Origin of the sequence: Mycobacterium sp. UM_CSW (assembly GCF_000455205.1) — a bacterium.
Taxonomy (GTDB): domain Bacteria; phylum Actinomycetota; class Actinomycetes; order Mycobacteriales; family Mycobacteriaceae; genus Mycobacterium.
Window position 1 is genome coordinate 63,300 of record NZ_AUWQ01000038.1, and the last position, 21,669, is coordinate 84,968.

Sequence of the window (21,669 nt, forward strand, 5' to 3'; positions counted from 1 at the left end):
CTTCGTCTTGCGACGATATCTGCCGAGAACCCAGTTGTCTATATGTTTAGAGGAATCATGTCCGGAAGCGAGCATCTGGTGGGCCCCGGCCGCGAAAGGGTCGACGAGGACGACCACGACCTACTGACCTTCGGCGAGGCCGGCGAACGCCTGCGCCTCGAGATCGCCGCCGCAGCCGCATCGGTTGCCACATTCGAAGGAGCGGACCAGCCGCACGAGCTCGAGAAGGCGCGCGCCAGGCTCGATGCGCTGCGCGCGGCCGCGAAGCGCAACGCCGCCCAGCCGATCAACGACGCGAACTTTGAGAAGTTCTTCGGTTATCCGGGCAAGGCCAAACACAACCTGTCCCGATCCTCGCATAGCGACTGATGGCCCAATCCGAGAGACTGCGGCGCCCCGGTTACGCGCCATCGAACAACAGCCTGGGTCGCCGCGGCCGGTACACCCGCGATCGAGTGGTCGACTGCGCCGCGAAACTATTTGCTGCCAACGGTTTTCACGGCACTTCGGTGGATGCGATCGCCGCTGCGATGGGTGGCTCGCGCGCCACCGTCTACCAGTATTTCGAGAGTAAAGAAGCGATCTTTGTCGAGCTCGCCCAGCGATGCGAGCCGGCCGTGCTCGAACACGGACGCGCCCTGGGGCGCCTCGGACCGGACGTCGGGGGAATCGGCAACCTGCATCAATGGTTGCGGGACTGGGCGCGGCTGTACGACCGCCACGCGATGGTGTTTCTGGAATTCCCGGGTATCGGCACGATTCAAGGGCTTCCGCAAACCGACGCCGGTGCCGTCTCCGAGAAATACGCGGCGCTGATTGCCGACCGGCTCCGCCGATCCGGCGTACGTGGCATTAACCTCGCTGACGCGACCGCGGCACTCCTGCGGCTCTGCCACATGGTCAACCTGTACCGCTATCGAGGAATGTTCGGGTTGGGGTCCGAGCAGGAAACCTCGGCGTCGCTGGCCATTGCTATGCAGCTGATGCTCTTCCCGGAGACACCGCTGGCCGTCTTACGGACGGTGGCGTCACCCCATGCCGCCCGGTTCGCCGACATACCCTTGCTTGCGGTGGCCGACCTTGCAGGCGATGAGCAAATTCCGCTCGGCGTATCCCCGATTCGGCAGGACATCCGGGCGGCCGGTGCGACGCTCTTCACGGAGCATGGGTATTACTGTGTGGCAATGGAAGACATCGCCGCTGCGGCGAACGTCAGTCGTGCGACGGTGTATCGCCATTTCCGCACCAAAGTAGAGATTCTCGCCGAACTCACCGACCATGCGACGGTAGACGCGCGGCGCCTCGCCGATGCGCTTCTCTTGCTTGCTCAAAGGGACGTAGAGATCGACGAACTACGCACCTGGTTGGGCGAATATGTGCGGTTCCACCGCTCGTACGCCGGCGTCATCCGGGCGTGGTACGACGGCACGCTGGGCACCCGGCTGGCCAATGCCATCAACCAGGGCGTCGGCCCATTCCGGATGGCAGCCACCGAACTGCTTAGCCGCACGCAACTGCCGGCGGGCATGGACCTCACCGTTGCCACGGCAATTTTCTTGGCCGTTCTCGGCCGAATGTCCGAACTAATCATCGCCAAGCGGCGGCCCGCGACGGATGACGACGCGGCCACGTTGATGATGACGATCTTGCGCCGGTCGCTGTTGAGATAGCCGAGTTAATCCGAACACTAGCGCATTCAATTCGCCCCAGCGCCGGTAGATCTCGGCGAAACCGTTGTTGATGCTCTCGGCAACGGTGACATCGACCACCAGCGCGACCGCGTCCGGGCTCCCGCGCCCGCGGCGGCGCGACCCATGCCCTTGCTACCACCCTGCACACGCCGTGGCACCCGCTAACTCAGATCCATGGCCCTCTTCGTTCAGACCGGCTGGCATCGCCTTTTACTAATTTATTAAACCAGTTGTATGATTTGTTTGGCATAGAACATTTGTAATCTGCTCGCCGACCCGAGGCGTGCCGTCAACGGAGAGGGAATCGCCATGGGCATGTTGGATGGACGCGTTGTCTTCATTACCGGGGCCGCGCGTGGTCAAGGTAGGTCGCACGCGGTGGCGTTCGCCGAGGAAGGCGCCGATATCGTCGGCGTCGACATCTGCGAAGACCTCGACGTGGTGCCGTACAAGCTGGGCACGCTGCAGGATCTGGAGGAGACCGCGCGACTGGTCGAAAAGACCGGCCGGAACATGTTGGTCCGCAAGGCGGATGTGCGCGACAAAGCCGAGCTGCAGGCCGCGTTCGACGCCGGAGTGCAGGAATTCGGCCATATCGACACGGTAATCGCCAATGCCGGCGTCATTATGGCAAATCCCGACGAGCGCGACGCCGCTGAAGCTTTACGGCTCGGCATCGACATCATGCTCATCGGCGTGTGGAACACCTTCCAGGTAGCAATCCCGCATCTCAAGGACCGTGGCCAAGGGGGAAGCATGGTAGCGACGTCTTCCATGGCGGCGTTGCTCGACCTTACGGACGGTAGTGGCGGAAACGATGCATACAACATGTCGAAGCTGGCGATCACTGGACTCGTGCGTTCGTATGCCAATCTGCTGGCGGCGCAGCGTATCCGGGTCAACGCGGTCGCGCCGACAAACTGCGCAACACCGATGGTCACCGAGAACCCGGCCCTGTTCAAGGTCATCGAGCAGAATCCGAACCTGGTCAACGCGATGCAGACCGCGCTGCCCGACATGCCGATGATCGAGCCCAAAGACGTCAGCAACGCGATTCTCTTCCTGATCTCCGAGCGTGGGCGAAGCTTCACCGGAAGCCTGCTCAAGGTCGACGCGGGAATGGACATCCGCCGGTGACAGAGCTCGAGTAGCCGAGACATTCGGACGCAGGTCCCGTATCGCACAAGGAGGCAGCATGCCCGGTTCGCCGCTCACCCCTGAGGACCCGTCCACGGCCGCCGTGGTCTGTGTGGAATGTCAAAACGGCGTCATTGGACCCACCTCCGCGCTAACCGATCTGACCGCCCACACGAATGACCTCGTCGCCAGCTCGACGTCGCCCGCACCGCCGGCGTGCGGGTGGTACGCGCGACTTACGAGGGATCACTGGGCGAAAAGCACGTTTCGACCGCACGCTTCTTCCGGGCACTCGAGCCGGCGACCGCCCAAGGACACCGGGAAGCCCCCAACGCATGTAATTCCGGAGTTGCTCGCTCTGAGCGACCTCGTACTCCCCCGCCACCATGGCATCATGCCGTCGCTCAACACCGAACTGCTGCCCGTCCTGGCCAATCTTGTTGTCGCACTGTGATATTGACCGGAGTTTCGCTGAGCATGGCGATACCGCTGACTGCCGGAGACGTAACGGAGGCCGTTTTCAACTTCGTCGTACCTGCGGATGCCGTTGCCGGCAGCCCCTGGTGGCGGGGCGGCCGGCACGAGGCATGCCTTCGCAGGCAGCGACCGGTTGAATACACCTCATCAATGTGGGTGGCGCGAGGCTTGCTTCTCCGCATTTGCCGAATCGACAGAGGGTTCATTCAATGCGGCAGAGACTGAAACCGCTTGCACCCCAGCAATAATGATGTCGACCAGCGACTCGGCGAACGAAGGGAAAGTCCGCCGCAGGCGCGAGCGACCCGACTCGGCGGTCATCTCCCAGTGTGTCGACAGGCCGCCGACGAGCAGATCCACGATCGTCGACGACCGCACACCCTTTGCGATTTCGCCTCGCTTGATCGCCCTGCGTGTAATGTCGCGGGCGGCCTCGGTTCGTGGCCGTACCACTCGCTCCCGGTGCAACGCGAGCAGCGCAGGGCTCGCCTGGCCGTCATAGACCACCCGCCGCGCGGCCAGCGCACGGTCTGGTTGCTCGTACCACTTGACCCATTGGCCTGCGTAGTCAAGCAGGTCGGCCCGCACAGACCCGCAGTCGCGCGCCGTGGGGAAATCGGACATATCAAGGGCGGCCACGAGGAGTTCCTCCCGGCTCGACCACCGTCGATAGATCGCCGGCTTACCAACACCGGCTGCGCGCGCAATCGATTCGAACGTGAAACCGCCCCAACCGTCCCGGGCGTAGACCCGAAGGGCAGCGTCGAACACGCGCGGTTCGATGAATGGGTCCCGCTTGCGCCCCGGGGCGCGGCGCACCTTAGGTTCAAACAACACGCATCCTCTCCGACGGTTTGCGTACGGACACCGTACGGATGATACCCAAGCGCGTGCTACTATATCGAACGTCAGTCGTACGAAATAGCCGATTCTTGGAGGCCTGACTCCGGTGACAGCCCAAGGAATCCAATCTGGCCTCACGCCCGACGAGTTCCGCGCCGCGGTGCGTGAGTGGTTTCGCACGAACGTGGATCCCCGCGCCGAGGCGACCTACACCGACGATGAACGGAAACGCACGACGGCGGCGGCATACGACGCGGGTCTGCTGCACGTCACGTGGCCGGTCGAATACGGCGGCCGCGGACTGCCCCCGCAGTACCAAACCGTGTTCAACGAGGAATCAGGCCCCTTCGCTTGGGCATTAATCCCGAGCGCGGTGACGGTCGGAATCTGTGCGGCGACGCTGCTCGACACCGGTACAGAGGACCACAAAAAGCGCCACATACCCGCGATGCTTCGCGGCGACGAGGAATGGACGCAGCTACTGTCCGAACCGGGCGCCGGTTCGGACCTTGGCGGCGTGACCACCCGCGCGGAGCGAGACGGTGACGATTTCGTCCTCAACGGGCAGAAGGTGTGGACATCCGGCGCCGCGGAGTCGGACTACGCCGCGGCACTTGTGCGGACCGACGGGTCGGTGCCGAAGTACAAGGGCCTTTCCATGGTCATCGTGGACATGACGAGCCCGGGCGTCGACGTGCGGCCGCTGCGGCAGATGACCGGGGACGCCCACTTCAACGAGGTGTTTCTCGACGACGTTCGGGTGCCGGTGACCAACCTGCTGGGCGAATACAACGGCGGCTGGGGGGTTTTGAACCGCATGCTCACGCACGAGCGCATCGCGCTGAGCTCCGGCACGACCGGGCGCAGCGTTTTCGCGCCGGACAACTTCGATGAGTTGGTCGCACTGGCCCGCGCGCGGGGGGTCGAAAGGGATCCCGCGGTGCGTTCCCGGCTCGCTGACCTCTACATCGACACGCAACTGCTCGACTTCATGGGCAGGCGGACACGCGCGGCCGCGGCCGCAGGTCTTGAGATGGGCCCGGTGGGATCGATCGGGAAGGTCGGCGTTGCCCGCAACGCTCGGTCGTCGGCCGAGGCTGCGATCTTCATCGGTGGCCCGGATGTGCTGGCCTGGGAGCCGGACGACGCCGACAGCGAGCGCTGGGCGCGGGATCTCTTGTTCTTCCCGATGACGGCGATCGCGGGCGGTACCACGGAGATCCAAAAGAACACGATCGCCGAGCGGCTGCTCGGCTTGCCCCGCGAGCGGCCCGCCGACCGAGAGCTACCGTTCAATCAGATCGCCAAGGACTCCGCACGCCCCGACAGGCGCTGACCGATACCGAGGTTTGAAGTGTTCATTCCCGATGTAGTGAGCCAGGAACACGCCGAGCTGCGCGCGACGGTTCGCCGGTTGCTGGAAACTCGCTCCCCGGAGGCCGCGGTCCGAAAGGCGATCGACGGCGAGCCCGGCTACGACGTCGAGCTGTGGCGCCAGATGGCGGGCCAGTTGGGGCTCCATGGCCTTGGCCTGCCCGAAGCCTACGGCGGCTCGGGATACGGCGCCGAAGAAACGACCATCGTCTATGAGGAACTTGGGCGCGCGCTGGTCCCCTCGCCGTTCTTCCCGAGCATCGCACTGGCGGCTGGGCTGCTTGTCGCGGTCGGCGACGAGGAGTCGAATCAAAAATACCTGTCGGCCATCGCCAGCGGTGAGCTCGTCGCGACCGTGGCGATCGCAGAACCCGCGGGATCATGGCAGCCGCAAGATATTTCGGATGTGGTGGCCGAGCCGGGCGACGGTGGTTGGCGGCTGTCGGGCGAGAAAGTCGCAGTGCTGTCCGCCGACACTGCGGGGCTGATACTGGTCGTCGTCACCGCTGAGACCGGAACCAGCGTCTACGCCGTCGATCCGGCCGCCCCCGGCGTGACGATCGCGCCGCTGACGACGCTCGACCTAACCCGGCGCCAGTCGAAGGTTCGATTCGACCACGCTCCGGCCACGCTGGTCGGCCAACGCGGCGCCGCCGCTACCGCCGTCGCGTCGATGCTGGATCACGCTTCGGTCGCCCTCGCCGCCGAACAGGCCGGAGCCGCAGGCTATTTGATGCAAATGTGCGTGGACTACGCGAAGCTACGCCACCAGTTCGGCCGGCCGATCGGCTCGTTCCAGGCGATCAAGCACAAACTCGCCGAGATGACATTTGACGTCGAGCGGATGGACTCGGTGGTCCGCCATGCAGCCACCGCCGCGGCGACCGACTCACCGGAACTGCCTGTGGTCGCTTCGATAGCGAAGGTGTTCTGCTCGGAAGCCTTCTTCCGTGTCGCCGCCGAGACTATCCAGGTCCACGGCGGAATCGGCTTTACCTGGGAGCACCCGGCCCACCTGTACTTCCGGCGCGCGAAGAGCAGCGAATACCTGCTAGGCAGCCCGGCGAAACATCGTGGTGTTCTGTTGGAGAAACTCGGCGTGTGACGGAGCCGGGCATCGCCTCATACCCAAAGGAACATTGGTTAGCCAGTTTTGCTAAGCAATCTTAGTCTAGGAGTGGGCGGGAACCGACGTCGTGAAGTGGGGGCGTTCGCCATGCCGCGGTTACTACACAATCGAGCCCGATATTAGGGCACCGGTGCAGGGCGCGCTCGCGGTCCCGATACTGGGTGGCCACTGGCAGGGTCATCAATGATGCGATGACGGCGACGTTCGAAGCCAACGATCGTGTTGATGCAAAATGCGCTGCCGATTCAGATCCTGCAGCCGAAGGACACCGCCGGCACGGTCACATTCGGTGGTATCCGACGAGGCCGAGTTCATCACCGGCACCGCATGGCCGCCCGATCCCCGCTTCGCGGTGCGCTAGTAGGTCTGGAGGCACCTGTCAGTTTAACTAGATCCCAAGGGCAGCACACCCGAGAGATCCCATCGTCGTTCATCACCTGAATGAGTAAGGTGCCGACGTCGGTGACCGTGCCTAGGCGCGTACCGTCACGCACTCTGTCTCCTATCCCGAATTTCATTTCCTTAACCTCCATGGCTTCAGCAGAGTCACCGATGACTGCGTTACGGCCGATGCGGTCCGTAATCGATTCTCGGGGAGGTCAATTCACGGCCCGGATGCCAGCAGAGGGTGCAACTACCATCGCGCCAAACCTTGTACCTGGACACATCGGTGCCAACGATTACGCCGCTACCGCGGATAGGATCAGCCCGTGAGGCCACGGTGTCGCCGACTACTGGAGCGCGGGGATGCCGTCCGACGATCACGAGGGAATCCGTCCGGTCCCGTGCTTGATCTCCGCGACGAACCGACGACCCTCGACATCGACGACGTCCCAAGAAAACAGACCGCGCAACTGTGTGGTGCCCAGCGCATGGGCCGCACGGCGCGCATCGATCTCGGAACGGAAGTTCGACAGGCGTCGACCGTCACTGGTGACGAGCGTCCACATCGCTATCGCCGTAGATCATCATTGCTGGGTTCTCTTGATCGCCGAGCTGTATGGCCTCGTCCAGCTGACAGCATTCGCAGTTTCGGCGCCCTCCCGTTTGGGCGCCGATCTCTCTTCGCGGTCGAAAGAACCCTGTGTCGCAGAGGGACCTGCGTCGGACCATCAAAGCGTTCGATTGTTGCGCGTGCGGCGAGGTCCACAAGAAGCTCGTAATCGGGGTGGTCACGATACGAGGCGACCCATCGGTTCACGTTCAACATTAGGTCTACAGGTATGGCTACCCCGGCCTGCACGATCGTCTGAAGCAGGAACGCAGCGGCCGGAAAAGCGTCACCGACCCCGATAGCGATATAGACCTGGTTCCGTTGGTTCAGGTCGAGATGGTCTTTGGCGGCATCGGCCAGCTCCCAGGCTAACTCTGTGTCAACCGGCGCGTACCCTCGAACAGGGGTGGGGGCAATTCCCGCCATGCGCGCATCGTAACATACAATCATCTTAACTATCTATCTCTTTCTCCCCTCCGCTCGTGGACTCGCGCGTCGGTATTTGTACTGGAGACCCGACTCCGCCAAATGTCCGCTACTGCGGGTGTGCAGGCGGCGGACATACACAGCGAAGAATCCACGCGAACCAGTTGACGCTCCTCCACACCGCAGTGACGCGCTGGCCCAACCACTTGCCGCGCCCCGACACTCTCGGTCGTGGACAACGATCGTTTATCATATAGTTTAATAAATATACGGTAAGCAGGTTGATGCGACCAGCCCCAAGCACAGCCACGGAGATGAAGATGGCCACCGATGCGCCCACCGACATGGGCCAGGAGGCGCTGTGGCGCCGCATTGACGCTCTCACCGCCACTGATGCCCAGCTGGCCGCTGCCTGCCCCGATCCCGCGGTGGCCACAGGTATCAGCGCCCCAGGCTTGCGATTATCCGAGGTGGTGCACTCGGCGTTACAGGGCTACAGCGACCGTCCTGCGTTGGGTCAGCGCCGCGTCGAGTATCGCGCCGACCCCGTCACTGGGCGTAGCTCGGTTGAGCTGCTGCCGACCATGACCACGATCAGCTATGGCGAATTGTGGGAACACGCCATTGCGTTGGTGGCCGTGCTGGCCGGGAGCGTGCGGCCGGGCGATCGGGTCTGCATGCTGGGTTTCACCAGCGTCGACTACACGACCATCGACCTGGCGCTCATGTTGATCGGTGCCGTGGCCGTCCCGCTGCAAACCAATGCACCCGTGGCTTCGTTGGGTCCGATCGTCGAAGAGACCGAACCGGTGGTGGTGGCCTGCAGCGCCGACTTCCTCGCAGACGGGTCGCGTCTGCTCGAATTCCACTCTGCTGCTTTGTTATTGGTATTCGACTTCCACGCTCGCGCCGACGATCATCGCGACGCGCTGGACGCGGCGCAGGCTCGGGCTGCGGGTTTGAGCGCGGCGCCAAAGGTCATGACCCTCGCTGATGCCATCGAAGACGGATCCACATTGCCGACACCGATTCCTGAGCTGCCCGACAACCGTGACGCATTGGCGCTGCTGCTGTACACATCGGGAAGTACCGGCACCCCGAAGGGCGCCATGTACACCGAGGAGCTGTTGGCTGAGATGTGGCAGAACGCCGCGAACGTTCCTGTGCCCTCGATCATCTTGAGCTTCATGCCGATGAGTCACATGTTCGGCCGTGGGACGCTGTACATGACGCTGGCCGCGGGTGGTACCGCCTATTTCGCCGCCAAGAGCGACCTGTCCAGCTTCCTCGACGACTTAGCGCTTGTTCGCCCGTCGTTCCTGTACTTCGTGCCTCGGGTCTGGGACATGCTCTACCAAGAGTTTCAGAGCCGACTGGCTCGCCGCGCATCCGAGGAGGGCGACTTCGAGATGCGGGCGGCCGAACTGCGCGCGGACTTCCGCCAGAATGTGCTCGGGGGTCGGGCCATCGTGGCGATGACGGCGTCGGCGCCGATTTCCCCCGAGTTGCGGGACTGGGCCGAGAAACTCGTCGGCATGCCGTTGCGTGAGTCTTACGGCGCGACCGAGGTGCGGGGCGTCTTGGTCAACGGCCGCGTACAACGCCCGCCGGTTATCGATTACAAGCTGGTGGACGTGCCCGAACTCGGGTATTTCTCCACGGATAGGCCGTATCCGCGAGGCGAACTCTATGTCAAGTCCAGGGATGCGGTCGCTGGCTACTATAAGCGCCCGGAACTAACGGCCGAAGTCTTCGATGCCGAGGGGTGGTATCACACCGGTGATATCGTCGCAGAAGTCGAACCCGACCGGCTGGATTACGTCGACCGGCGAAACAATGTTCTAAAACTCTCCCAGGGCGAGTTCGTCACGGTCTCCCAACTCGAGACGGTATTCGGTCATAGCCCGCTGGTGCGCCAAATCTATCTGTATGTCAATAGTTCTCGCCCTTACCTGCTGGCCGTGGTGGTTCCCCCCGAGGAGGCGCTGGCGGCACACGATCCCGATACGCTGAAGCCGCTGATTGCGGAGTCCATGCGGGAAGCCGCACATGCTGCGGGGCTACAGCCCTATGAGATACCGCGGGACTTCATCGTCGAGACCACACCGTTCTCGCTGGAGAACGGCTTGCTGACGGGCATTCGAAAGCTCGCGTGGCCCACGCTAAAACAGCGCTACGGGCCAGCCCTGGAAGGGTTGTACGCCGAGCTATCCGAACGCCAAGACAGCGAGCTCCGCGACTTGCGCCGCACCGGCAACGAAAAACCTGTGCTGGAAACCGTTTCCCGTGCCGCAGCGGTGCTGCTGGGAGCCACGACCTCCGATGTGCGACCGGATGCTCACTTCACCGACTTGGGCGGCGATTCCTTGTCTGCTTTGACTTTCGCCAACCTGCTACACGATATCTACGAGATCGACGTGCCGGTCGGCGTGATCGTCAGCCCCGCGACCGATCTGAGCGTGCTGGCCGATTACATAGAGGCGCAGCGCCGGCCCGGTGCCAAACGGTCCACCTTCGCCTCCGTGCATGGACGCGACGCCCGAATCGTCCGTGCCACCGACCTGACACTTGACAAGTTTCTCGACGACCAGTTCATTGCCTCCGCCCCGACACTGCCGCCACCCGACCTGAGACCTCGGACGGTCCTGTTGACGGGCGCGACAGGCTTCCTTGGCCGCTATCTCGCCTTGCAGTGGCTCGAACGGATGGATCGTGTCGACGGAAACGTGGTCTGTTTGGTGCGAGCCAAGGACGACGCAGCCGCCCGGACGCGTATGGACGCTACGTTCGACAGCGGCGACGACGATCTGCTGCGCCACTATCGCGAACTGGCCGCAGACCATCTCGAAGTGCTCGCCGGGGACAAAGGCGAGGCAGACCTCGGCCTGCGACCCGACGACTGGCGACGGCTCAGCGAAACGGTGGATGCCATCGTCGACCCTGCCGCCTTGGTCAACCATGTGCTGCCCTACAGCCAGCTCTTCGGACCCAATGCGCTGGGAACCGCCGAGCTGATCCGCATGGCGTTGACTGACAAACTCAAGCCCTACACGTACGTGTCCACAGTCGCGGTGGGCACACAGGTCGAACCGGCCCGATTCCTCGAGGATGCGGACATCCGTGAGATCAGCCCATCGCGGACGGTGGACGACAGCTACGCCAACGGATACGCCAACAGCAAATGGGCCGGGGAGGTACTGCTGCGCGAAGCTCATGACCTGTGCGGGCTGCCGGTTACGGTGTTCCGCAGCAATATGATCCTTGCCGAACCTCGATACGCCGGCCAACTCAACGTGCCCGACATGTTCAGCCGGCTGATACTGAGCGTTGTGGCATCCGGCCTAGCGCCAAAGTCGTTCTACGCGCTCGACGGTCGCGGAAATCGACAGCCTGCGCACTACGATGGGCTGCCGGTCGACTTCACCGCCGAGGCCATCGCGGAACTCGGCGCCGGACCGCTCGACGGGTTTCAGACGTATCACGTGATGAATCCTCACGAGGACGGGATCGGGCTCGACGACTACGTCGACTGGCTCATCGACGCCGGACATCCGATCCGCCGCATCGATGATCATGCGGATTGGGTGAACCGCTTTGAAACTGCCCTGCGCGCTTTACCGGAGCGCCAGCGGCAGGCTTCGTTGCTGCCGTTGATGGCGGCCTTTCGTCAGCCACTGCCGCGCGCGCGTGCAGCGTTCGGCGCCGCCGACCGGTTCCGCAAGGCCGTGCAAGACGCCAAGCTTGGTATTGACCAAGACATTCCGCATGTCACCGCGCCGATCATCGTCAAGTATGTTGCCGACCTCAACCTGTTGGGGATGCTCTGATGGATCGGAATCATCGCATTTATATATCTGATTGCAGTATGCTGCGTCGGTGAGCAGTACGTGGACAACCGCGGATATTGCGGACCAGACGGGACGCGTCGCCGTCATCACGGGCGGAAACACCGGCATCGGATTCGCGACCGCCGCGGCCCTCGCCGAAAACGGAGCACGTGTGGTGCTGGCAGTGCGCAGCCCCGACAAGGGCCACGCCGCCGCCATTCGCATCACGAACTGTATCCCCGGTGCCGAGATCGAGGTTGCGGCCCTCGACTTGGCTTCGCTGGAATCGGTGCGCCGCGCCGCTGGCCAGATCACCGACGCGCATCCGCGCATTGACTTGCTGATCAACAACGCCGGTGTGATGTTCACCCCGAAAGGGGTCACAGCGGACGGGTTTGAACTGCAATTCGCAACCAACCATCTCGGACATTTCGCGTTCACCGGCCTGCTTCTGAGTCAGATGCTGTCGGTGCGGAGTTCGCGCGTCGTAACACTGAGCAGCGTGGCCCACCGCATGAATGCAGCCATACATTTCGATGATATGCAATGGGAACAGCATTACGACCCTGTCGCGGCCTACGGTCAATCCAAGTTGGCCAACCTCATGTTCGTTTACGAGCTACAGAGGCGTCTGAGTTCCTCGGAGGCGGCCACGATCGCCGTCGCCGCTCATCCCGGCGCCGTGGAGACCGAACTTTTCCGTTTCTCACCCGGGCTAGCCGAGCGTGCGAAGTCGTTTCAGAGTGCCGCCGAGGGTGCGCTATCGACGCTGCGTGCGGCGACCGATCCGAACGTGCAGGGCGGCCAGTATTACGGACCCGACGGCCCCGACGAACTGCGGGGCACCCCCGCGGTGGTCCAATCCAGCCCCTTGTCACACGACGAGGAGATCCAGCGTCGGCTGTGGGCGGTGTCCGAAGAACTGACCGGGGTGTCTTATCCACTGTAGGAACGGCTTTGAGTCGCGGCCTTTTGCTCGACTTCGACGGTTACGTCGTCCGTCAGCCTGGTTGCCTGTCGCGCGGCAACCCCAAATCCGTTCCGCGATGAGATTTCTGAGGACTTCGCTTGTACCGCCCGCGATCGTCAGACAGCGACTGCAGAGGAAGTCGTGCACAACCTGCGCTGCACGGCCAGTCAGAGCCGCCGGACCAGCGATCCGCACCACCAGCTCATTGAGACTGGCCTGGTTTTCAACCGTCGTCAATTCCAGAGCAAATCCTCTGCTTCCCTTCGCTTGTCGCTATAGGGGCACCGTGTGATTGAAGCGTCCTGACCGCGCCCCGATGGTTCTCGGGGCGCCATCCCAGCTTGTATTATTCAAAGATGTCTCGCTGTGTCACGGCTTTCCGAATGGTTACGGCGATGGCGGTCATTTCCGTCGGCGCAGCCGGCGTCTCGCACGCATCGCCATCGGGTGGAGGGGCGAGCGGGCAGTGCACCTTCGTGCTCACGGGGCCCCAAGTTGTCCACGTGTCTGGCGAGAGCAAGGTGTACGCCGCAATTCAGCCTGGACCGTGCACCCTGACGGCCATCCCCAACGAGCAGGTGGTGTGTCTATCCATAGCGGGCGACAGCTCGTCGGGGCATTGCGCATCCGTGCCCGGTCAGGCGCCGGTGGTCATCTACTACTTCTACCGCCCCAGCGCGACATACGTTCTGAAGGCACAAGGATGTGCCAGCACCATCACGCCGCCGTACACGCTGTGCCAAAATTTCGGGCCCACGCAGACAACCCTGTGAAGCTCACAGCGACATATTCGCTTGCGCCACAGAGCTATTCCGGCTAGACGGGGTCGAATGAGGAAATGAGCCAACGGCCGCCGCTCTTGTCCAACGTCACCCGAACGGTGGACGCGGTGTCCGTCGGCGCATTATTACCAACGGTCACGGTCTGGTTGACGAACACCAAGACGACCGCGTGGTCCGGAGTCGCCGACACCGAGGCCGCAGCGGGGACTGTGGCGATCGCCGAAATGTGGTCCTTCCTGGCGCCGGGCATCACCACGTCGTGGACCAACTGTGTGTAGGAGTCCTTGAACTTGCCGGTCAACCGGTCGCGCGCGGAGCCCAGGTCTTTATCGACGCTGTCGGGCTGGTACGAGAGTATAGCCACGGTGGAATCCTTTGCGGCCGCAACCGACTCGATGTCGGCGACTCCCGAATCCCGAACCCACCAGTCTTGCCACTTCAAGTAGCCCGCGGCGGCAGCGATCACCATCGCCGCGACGGGCAGCATCCAAAAGACGAGCACCCGCGACCATTTGATCCGGCTTATCCGGCTAACCCGCCTGCCCAGCCGTTTAAGTCCCGGTGACTTACCGTCGTTCACATCTTCGGCTTCAGTATCTTCGGGTTCAGCATCATCGGAGGACGTGTCGCCTGATTCGGCAACGTCTTCCGCGTCACCGTCGCTGGTGCCCTGGGCCGATTCGCAACCGTCTTCGGTGTTGGCGGTGGTCTCGACATCACAGATCGCCTGGGGTTCGCTCGTTTGGTCCGCGACCTGCTCAGCCGTCTCCGCGGAGGCGTCGATTGCCTCCGTGTGGGTCTTAGGGTCGTTTTTAAGCCGCACTGCGCTAGTTCCTTTTCTGGTTGGCAGAGCCCGGTGTCGGCGGTTGCCGGACAGCGGCCTGCTCACGGTACGAATCCGACGTTGGAGACTTTGGCGCCGGCGCCGACCTTCTGCACTGTTATCCGCATTCGCCAATGCCGCGGATCTTGTTCGACCGCACCAATGTTCGAGGTCTTGACGGATACTGCGACGAGCACTTGAGCTTCCTCGCCCGATTGCGACTCGAGGCCCGCCTCGGTGATTGTCCCCACCGACGTGGACTGCGCCTTCTTGACCACATCAATGAAAGGTTTTGATCGCTGGGAGAAGTCGTCGTAGAACTGGCCTGTCGCGGAGTCCATGATGCGCTGGACGTCAGCGTCGGCGTGGTGCCAGTCGATTGTAGTCAGGTTCAGCGCGCCTTGCCGCCCGATCTGAACCAACAGCTCGCGTTGCTGTTGGGCGTGACGTGCCTGATATCCCCTATACCCGAACCACCCTGCCACCGCGCCCAAGGCCACGACAGTCACCAAACCCAACGCCGCTGCCAGCCGCACCGGCGTGGCCCGCTTTCTGACCTTCGCGGCGTCTTCGGAAGTATCGTCGGCGTCTTCACCGGCGCCGGCGTCGTAGTCGTCGGCGGCATCGGACTCGTCCGAGGCGGGTGCCGCCTCGGCGTTGTCGTCTTTGGAGGTGATCCCGTTGGGCGATTGCGTTGAATCGCCGCCGCTCCGCCCCGGCGTCGCCGCGGACGTGGCCGGACGGTCTGTTGCGGTCAGTTCGTCTTGGGCGGCGTCAGCATGCTTTGCCATGTTTGCTCCTTTGTGGCACCACCGGCCAGGTCTGATTGTGTGTACATACGCCCGTCGGGTCCCACGTACATGCCCGTGGCTGGGTCGTACTGGACGGCCGCTATCGGCGGTGGTTCCGGACCGGGCGGCGACGGTGGCCGGGCCTGCCCCGGTGGCTCTTCACCGGGCCGCAACTGCGGGACACCTTGGCCGGAATAGGTTGCGTTCGGGTCACCCTTCCAGTTCCAGCCCTCGTTCAACGGAACGTACGTATCGTCGCTCTCACACATCTTGACGGTCGGTGCCCGCTTGCCGGGGCGGGTCTCGCACGGCAGATTGTGCGCGCCGCGCACGTTGAGCTGCGAGTCTTGTGGCACCCGGCAGTAGAAGTCACCCTTGGGAACATCGGGGTAGTCCTCGTAGCTGGGCGCCCGCTGTTGCTGGGCGGGCAGGAATCCCGTCGTGCAGGGCGGCGGCCAGTTGAGGTTCAGCTTGAAGCTCAGGTATGGGGCGTGGTAGGGCTGCTTGGTGTCTTTGTTGGCCACGCCGATCGCCTGGATATCGGCGGTGCCCTGCGGCAGCTCCACCAAAAGGGATTCCAGATTGTCGCGGTAGGTGACTCCTACCTGCCCGACACTGACCAGGTTGGCCAGCACGATCGGCAAGGTGGGGTTCAGCCGGTCGAACAACTGCCGAGCCTCGGCGGCGGCTGGGCCGCCCTTGTGCAGCAGGCCCGCGACCGAGGAGTCGTTGTCACGCAACTGTGAGGTGATGGCCGCCAGGTGGGAGGCCCACGCCTGGATCGCGTTCGATGAGTCCGTCTGGCTGTCGAGCAGGGCTTTGGAGTTGTCGATCAGGTTGACCAGAGCATCCAGATTCTTTCGGGCGTCGATCGACAGCGCAGTCGTCCCTTTCACCAGCCGGGAAAGTTCCGGCCCGAGCCCGCCGACTGCGACATACGATTCGTCGACCACCGTTTTCAGGTTGTCCCGTGGTATCGCGTTGAGTCCGCGGTTGGTGGCCGTCAGCAGCGAATTGATGTCCGGCGGGACGTACGTGCGGTCGACGGGTATCACGTCGCCGTCTTTCAGTGACGGCCCCGTCGCGCTGCGCGGCAGCAGCTCGATGTACTGTTCGCCGACCGCCGACACACTGTGCACTTGGGCGCCGGAATCGGCGGGGACGTGGATACCCGAGTTCATCTGCAGCACCACCTCGGCGCCGGTATCGGTCAGGCGCACGTCCTGCACCCGGCCAACTTCGACCCCGCGGTAGGTGACGTTCCCGCCGGCGTACAGGCCACCCGCCTGCGGCAGTTTCACCGTGACCTCATACCGATCGATCCCGAAGAAAAAGGTGGGTACCTGCATGTAGGCGAAGAACATGATGGCGGCCGCGGCGGTACTGACCGTTGCGAAAACGGCCAGCTGGATTTTGATTCGTCGGGGGAGTCGGGTCAGCACGACGTCACGGCCCCTGGTTGAAGTGGTAGGGCACAACCAACGGGTTACCAGGGTTGTATTGGCTTCCCGCCATGCACGGGCTGGGCAACTGGCCGATGGTGCGGCCCCACTGAAGCTCCAGCTCGGTCAGGTTGCACTCAAACCGGGTGCCGGTGAACAACCCCGAGTCGAGCCGGCTCAGGGTTAAGTCGAAGATGCCGGTCAGGTTCGCGTAGTCACCGCGCAGCCATTTGCTGAGCGTGTCCTTGGGAAACGGGAAAGTGCCGAAGAAGCCCAGCGAGCGGGTCAACGACTGCCCGGCGTCGCCCATTGACTGCAGCACCGGGCCGAGGTCCTTCAGCTCCTCGACGAGGCTTTGCTTGGTCTTGTTGACCGAGTCGGCGGCGAGCGCACCGAATCTGCTGAGGTCGCCCAGCGCGTTGGCAAGATCCTCCCGATCGTCCTTCAGCACCGTCAATGCGTCCGGGATCATCTTCAGCGCCTTGTCGATCACCGGTTTTTCGTCGGCGAATTGACCGGCCAGGTTGTTCAGGCTTTCCGTCGCGGCGATGATGTCGATTTTTTGGTCGTTGAGGTAGCCGACGAACTTATCGAGCTGTTGGAGCAGGCTTCTCAGGTCCTGCTCGCGACCGGTGAATCCGGTGCTCAGCGCTTTGGTGATGTCCTGGATCTGCCCTAGGCCACCGCCGTTGAGCACCAGCGAAAGCGCCGCCAGCGTGCGTTCGGTCGACGGGTAGCTGCCCGCCGAGGACAGCGGAATCAACGACCCATTTTTGAGCTTGCCCGCGGGCGGAACCCCGGCGGGTGATGCCAATTCGAGGTGCACCGAGCCCAGGAGGCTGGTCTGGCCGATTGTGGCTGTGGCATTGGCGGGGAGGTCCACACCCCCTTCGATGCTCATCGTGACCAACGCGTGCCAGCCCTGCAGTTCGATGTCGGTCACGGTGCCCACGGTGACGTCGTTGACCCGGACACGGGAGTTTCGTTGCAGGTTTTGGATGTCGGCCATCTCGGCTTTAACGGTGTACGAACCGGGCCCGCCGCCCTTGGTTCCCGGCAGCTTGAACGAGTTCGCCCCGTGGAAGCCGCAGCCCGATAGCGCAAGCGTAAGCACCGTCATCAGGCCCGCGCCCATGCGATACCAGCGTCGTGATCGGCTCATTGTCCACCCCCGGGCGGCGCCATCATTCCGCGCAGGCCAGCGGCCGGATCGGGGGTCTGCACCGGTTGGACGGGCGGTGGCGCGGCCGGCGTGGGTGGCGGTGTTCCGGCTTCCGGCGGCGGTGCGGCCTCGGACGGCGGGGGCGCTCCCGGCGGTGGCGGGGGAACATAGTCGGGCCGCATCCAGTCCTCGCTGTAAGTGATTTCGTTCGGCCGCGCCGTGGCTCCGACGAAGAGGTTTTCGCCCAACGGAAGGAAGTTGATCTGGCGGTTTTTGATGATGGGCGCCAGGTACTGCACGCAGAGCTTGGCCGACTCCTTGGAGGTTTTGCGGGCAGCGGCTTCTACCGCGGAGCACAGGAACTGGATCGTGTTGGCGAATTGGTTGACGCCCAGGATGCCGGTCAACGCGCCCTGCGCGGGGTTGTAGATGTTCAGGAAGTTCTGGAACGCGGTCGGGCCGACATGCAAAACCTGTTTGATGTCATCGAGGCTCTGGTTCAGAGCCGTGGTCACCGACGCCAGCTTGTCCGACGTGGTGCCCAGCGTCTCGCGGTTATCGGCGACGAAGTCTCGGACGTCGCCGGCCACGTCATTGAGGCTGCGGACCGCGTTGCCGACCGCGTCGGGGTCACTGGCCAGCAAACCCGTCACCGCGGCCAGGTTTTGGTTCAGTTGCCGCAGCAGGTCGCTACTGTCGTGCAGGGCGGAGACCAGCATCGACAGGTTTTGGAAGGTGCTGAATAGATCGTCGCTGTGGTCGCCGAGCGCCGAAATCGCCTGTGACAGCTCGATAATCGTGTTACGGATATCCGGCCCCTGGCCGCGCAGGTTTGCGGCTGCGGTGTTGACGAACGCTCCCAAGGTGCTGGTTCCGTCCGGCTTGGTGGGCTGCAGTGTCTCAGTCAGCTTTTCCAGCTGCCGGCGAAAGTCGTCGTATTCGACCGGAACGGCAGTGCGGTCCTGCGGGATTATCGCGTGATCGGCCATCGCCGGCCCGCCCGTGTAGGCGGGCGTCAGCTGGACGGCACGCGGTGTCACCAGTGACGGCGAGATGATCACGGCTTTGGCGTCGGCGGGCACCTTGTATTTGTCGTTGTACCAAAAGGTGATCTTGACGCGGCTGGGTTGCGCTTCGATCTTCTCGACCTTGCCGACGCGCACGCCGAGGATGACGACGTCGTCCCCGGTGTACAGGCCGGTGCTATCCGCAAAATAGCCGACGACTTGCGTGTGGCCGGTGCCGGTCGCCAACCCAACGACCGTGACGATGCCGCCGACTAGGACGACCGCCAAGGCGATGGCCACGCCAAGCTTGCCGTAACGGGACCTCACTGCCCACCACCTCCAGCCGGCGCGGGCGGCCCCGGCGGCGGCCCGATAGGCCCGGGCCCGTTCAGCACGGGCGGTTGGTTTGGCGGTATCTGCCCGGGCGCCGGCTGCTCGACAGGTCCACCCGGCGGGATGGACTGTCCTTCGCCCGGACCCGGCGGCGCGGGAGGTCCTGGCGGCGGCCCACCGGGTGGCGGGGCCGGCGGCGGCTCCCGGTAGGGATAGCAACCAGGACCGGGCAAAGCCACGCCGGGCACACCGCACGGGTGGTCGCCCGGGTTGCCGGTGATGGCATCCGGAATGGTCATGCGCGGTTCCCCGCCTTGGCCGGTGCGCGGGAACGGGATCGGCAGTGGCGGCGTGCCTGGCTGCCCACGCTGCGGGTCTGTGCGCTGCGAGGGCAACAGCACATTGGGGTCGAGGCCCAGGTCGGAGAAGGCCGCGTCGATGAAGGGCTGCACGAACTGCCCGGGCAGCAGGTTGACGAGATAGGCCTTGAAGAAGGGTCCCGAGCTGACCGCTTCACCGAGCCCCAAGGCGTATCTGCTGAGCCCGAGGATCGCCTTCTGGACGCGTTCCTTGCGGTTGTCCAGGATCGCCAGTACCCCGTTGAGCTTCTCCAGCGCCGGCTTGAGTGTGTTGCGGTTCTCGGCGATGAAGCCCTTGATCTGCTGGGCCACTGCGGACAAGTTGCCGAAGATCTGGCTCAGCGCGTTGCTTTGGCTTCTCAGTTGAACCAGTAGCGCGTTGGTGTTGGCGACAAGTTTGACCACTTCGTCGCTGCGGTCGGACAGCACCTTTGTCGCTTTGTTGGCGCTACTCAACAGGTTGCGCAGCTGCGCGTCGCGCTCGTTCAGCGTCTGGGAGAAGCGCGCCACGCCCTGCACCGCTTGCTTCAAGTCGGGCGGTGTGTCGGCGAAGGTAGTGGACAGCACGGCCAGCGAGTCGGACAGCTGTTGGGTGTCCAACCCGCTGATGGTATTCGAGAGATCACCTAGCGCATCCGGCAGTTGATAGGCCGGCCTGGTTCGGTCGAGAGGTATCGGGCCGGCCAGCTGGCCATCGCCGCGGGGGGTTACCTCCAAGAGTTTCGTGCCCAGAACGCTCCTCAGCTTTATTGCCGCCTCGGTGCGGTCACCGAGGTGGATGTTATTGGCGACGCTGAACTTGACCAGCACCCGCGGTCCGTCCAGGTCCACGCTGGACACCTGCCCGACCCGGTAACCCGATACCTGAACATGGTCACCTGGTACCAAGCCACCAGCCTCGGCGAAGTACGCCGAATAGGTCTTGCCCCTGCTGAAGAACGGCAGCTTGTCGTAGTTCATGGAGATCAACACGAAAGCGAGGGTGACGCCGATGCCGATGGCGCCAATGATCAACGGGTTTCGTTCCGAAAAGGTCTTCATCGCGGCGTGCACCTGCCTGTGGCCTGGCCGGCCAGCTTGATGTACACCGGCTGGCCGCCCTTGCCGTTGACCTTGATCAAGATGTCGCACAGATAGAAGCTGAAGAAGTCTCCGTACATGCCCTGCCTGTTGAGTATTTGCGTCGCGTCGGGCCAGGTGTTGAGGAAGTTGTCAAAGTAGTCGTGATCGGCCAGCACGTTTGCCGCAGTTCGATCGAGCTCGTGCACCACCTTCCTAACCGGCGGACGAGCCTGCGATAGGAGATCGGCGATCGACCCGGCGGCCGCGTTGGCGTATGCCACGCCGTTGCTGATGTCTTCTTTGCGGTTTTTAAGTCCTTGTACCAGTTCGGCCAGCGAGTCGACCGCCTTGGCAAACTGCTTGCTCTGCCCGCTCAGTGAGCCGAGCAGGGTATTCAGGTTGGTGATGACCTGACCGATCAGTTGATCGCGGTCGGCCAGGGTGTTGGTCAGGGCCGCGGCTTGGGTGAGAAACGAGCCGATCGTGCCGCCCTGCCCCTGGAACGCCGCGACAAGTTGGCCGGTCAGCTTGTTGACCTGGTCAGGGTCCAGCGCACGGAACAGCGGCCGGAACCCGCCGATCAACGCGTCGAGGTCCAGCGCCGGCTCGGTCCGGGGCAGCGGGATGGTCGTGCCCGGAGACAGTCGCTTGACTCCCCCAGCACCCTCCTCGAGCGCCATATACCTGCCGCCAATGAGATCCGCGAAGCGGATGGCGGCTCTGGTGCCCTCGGTGAGCACCACCGAGTCGGCCGCGGTGAACTCGACGAGCACGGTGGAGTCGGGCTGGACTGTGATGCTTTTGACCTTGCCGACCTCGACCCCGGCGACGCGGACGAAGTTTCCGTCCTGCAGCCCGGACACGTTCGCAAACTGGGCCTTGTAGGTCTTCTCTGCCTGGAAGCGCAACTGGGCGAAGACGGCGATTAGCGCAAACGCGCCGAGCAGGCACACGACCAAGTACATGGAAAGGCGCCACAGGGCACCCACCAAATTCTCGCGCATGTCTGCCTTCCTCTATCGCTGCTGGTGTCTCGCTCG

Annotated in this window: 18 protein-coding genes; 8 read left to right on the forward strand and 10 right to left on the reverse strand. The window is 63.5% G+C overall.

The genetic code is table 11. The features are described from left to right. Positions 1 to 57: 57 nt before the first annotated feature. The 3 genes from N415_RS15265 (at position 58) to N415_RS15275 (ending at position 2,828) form a co-directional block, all read left to right on the forward strand. The gene (locus tag N415_RS15265) at positions 58 to 369 is read left to right on the forward strand and encodes an acyl-CoA synthetase (RefSeq protein WP_068183244.1); all 312 of its coding nucleotides are present in this window, start codon (positions 58 to 60) and stop codon (positions 367 to 369) included. Further along, entirely contained in the window at positions 369 to 1,670 is a 1,302-nt protein-coding gene (locus N415_RS15270; protein WP_068183245.1) for a TetR/AcrR family transcriptional regulator, read from the forward strand. The genes N415_RS15265 and N415_RS15270 overlap by 1 nt, the downstream gene beginning before the upstream one ends. 330 nt (positions 1,671 to 2,000) lie before the next feature. Continuing rightward, positions 2,001 to 2,828: a mycofactocin-coupled SDR family oxidoreductase gene (locus N415_RS15275; RefSeq protein WP_068183248.1), complete on the forward strand. Its 828-nt coding sequence runs from the start codon at positions 2,001 to 2,003 to the stop codon at positions 2,826 to 2,828. Between the two features lie 624 nt (positions 2,829 to 3,452). Here the strand turns inward: N415_RS15275 and N415_RS31520 are convergent. After that, on the reverse strand, positions 3,453 to 4,139 hold the full coding sequence (locus N415_RS31520; protein WP_204366827.1) for a TetR/AcrR family transcriptional regulator: 687 nt from the start codon (positions 4,137 to 4,139) through the stop codon (positions 3,453 to 3,455). Positions 4,140 to 4,254: 115 nt separating this feature from the next. Between N415_RS31520 and N415_RS15285 the strand changes: the two genes are divergently transcribed. Together N415_RS15285 and N415_RS15290 are read left to right on the forward strand one after the other, a co-directional pair. Then, positions 4,255 to 5,484, forward strand: coding sequence for an acyl-CoA dehydrogenase family protein (locus tag N415_RS15285; RefSeq protein WP_081665274.1), 1,230 nt, complete (start codon positions 4,255 to 4,257; stop codon positions 5,482 to 5,484). Positions 5,485 to 5,520: 36 nt separating this feature from the next. Further along, positions 5,521 to 6,627: an acyl-CoA dehydrogenase family protein gene (locus N415_RS15290; protein ID WP_239645570.1), complete on the forward strand. Its 1,107-nt coding sequence runs from the start codon at positions 5,521 to 5,523 to the stop codon at positions 6,625 to 6,627. 785 nt (positions 6,628 to 7,412) lie between these two features. Here the strand turns inward: N415_RS15290 and N415_RS15295 are convergent. Next, positions 7,413 to 7,601 (reverse strand): hypothetical protein, encoded by a 189-nt coding sequence (locus N415_RS15295; RefSeq protein ID WP_068183255.1) that lies wholly within the window; start codon positions 7,599 to 7,601, stop codon positions 7,413 to 7,415. A gap of 790 nt (positions 7,602 to 8,391) precedes the next feature. Here N415_RS15295 and car point away from each other — a divergent pair. Both car and N415_RS15305 read left to right on the forward strand, forming a co-directional pair. Continuing rightward, positions 8,392 to 11,898, forward strand: a complete 3,507-nt coding sequence (gene car, locus N415_RS15300) for a carboxylic acid reductase (RefSeq protein ID WP_081665285.1) — start codon at positions 8,392 to 8,394, stop codon at positions 11,896 to 11,898. A 31-nt stretch (positions 11,899 to 11,929) separates the two neighbouring features. Next, entirely contained in the window at positions 11,930 to 12,847 is a 918-nt protein-coding gene (locus N415_RS15305) for an SDR family NAD(P)-dependent oxidoreductase (RefSeq protein WP_068183257.1), read from the forward strand. On the opposite strand, the gene N415_RS31525 is transcribed toward N415_RS15305, so the two are convergent. Beyond that, positions 12,773 to 13,066, reverse strand: a complete 294-nt coding sequence (locus N415_RS31525) for a hypothetical protein (RefSeq protein WP_343203461.1) — start codon at positions 13,064 to 13,066, stop codon at positions 12,773 to 12,775. The two genes, N415_RS15305 and N415_RS31525, sit on opposite strands and share 75 nt — an antisense overlap. Positions 13,067 to 13,371: 305 nt before the next feature. Here N415_RS31525 and N415_RS15310 point away from each other — a divergent pair, with 305 nt between their 5' ends. After that, entirely contained in the window at positions 13,372 to 13,641 is a 270-nt protein-coding gene (locus tag N415_RS15310; RefSeq protein ID WP_152531408.1) for a hypothetical protein, read from the forward strand. Between the two features lie 43 nt (positions 13,642 to 13,684). Here N415_RS15310 and N415_RS15315 read toward each other — a convergent pair whose 3' ends face one another. The 7 genes from N415_RS15315 to N415_RS15345 are packed head-to-tail and all read right to left on the reverse strand — an operon-like array spanning position 13,685 to position 21,633. Continuing rightward, positions 13,685 to 14,539 (reverse strand): hypothetical protein, encoded by an 855-nt coding sequence (locus N415_RS15315; protein WP_343203460.1) that lies wholly within the window; start codon positions 14,537 to 14,539, stop codon positions 13,685 to 13,687. Continuing rightward, complete coding sequence (locus N415_RS15320; RefSeq protein ID WP_068183263.1) at positions 14,536 to 15,264, reverse strand: Mce protein; 729 nt, start codon at positions 15,262 to 15,264, stop codon at positions 14,536 to 14,538. The genes N415_RS15315 and N415_RS15320 overlap by 4 nt, the downstream gene beginning before the upstream one ends. After that, complete coding sequence (locus tag N415_RS15325; protein ID WP_068183406.1) at positions 15,228 to 16,703, reverse strand: MlaD family protein; 1,476 nt, start codon at positions 16,701 to 16,703, stop codon at positions 15,228 to 15,230. Before N415_RS15325 ends, N415_RS15320 begins: the two co-directional genes overlap by 37 nt. 7 nt (positions 16,704 to 16,710) lie before the next feature. Beyond that, on the reverse strand, positions 16,711 to 17,841 hold the full coding sequence (locus N415_RS15330; RefSeq protein WP_068183266.1) for an MCE family protein: 1,131 nt from the start codon (positions 17,839 to 17,841) through the stop codon (positions 16,711 to 16,713). A 23-nt stretch (positions 17,842 to 17,864) separates the two neighbouring features. Beyond that, on the reverse strand, positions 17,865 to 19,202 hold the full coding sequence (locus N415_RS15335; RefSeq protein WP_152531410.1) for a virulence factor Mce family protein: 1,338 nt from the start codon (positions 19,200 to 19,202) through the stop codon (positions 17,865 to 17,867). Next, positions 19,199 to 20,608 (reverse strand): MCE family protein, encoded by a 1,410-nt coding sequence (locus N415_RS15340; protein WP_068183409.1) that lies wholly within the window; start codon positions 20,606 to 20,608, stop codon positions 19,199 to 19,201. Before N415_RS15340 ends, N415_RS15335 begins: the two co-directional genes overlap by 4 nt. Continuing rightward, positions 20,605 to 21,633 (reverse strand): MCE family protein, encoded by a 1,029-nt coding sequence (locus tag N415_RS15345; protein ID WP_068183272.1) that lies wholly within the window; start codon positions 21,631 to 21,633, stop codon positions 20,605 to 20,607. The genes N415_RS15340 and N415_RS15345 overlap by 4 nt, the downstream gene beginning before the upstream one ends. Positions 21,634 to 21,669: the final 36 nt, after the last annotated feature.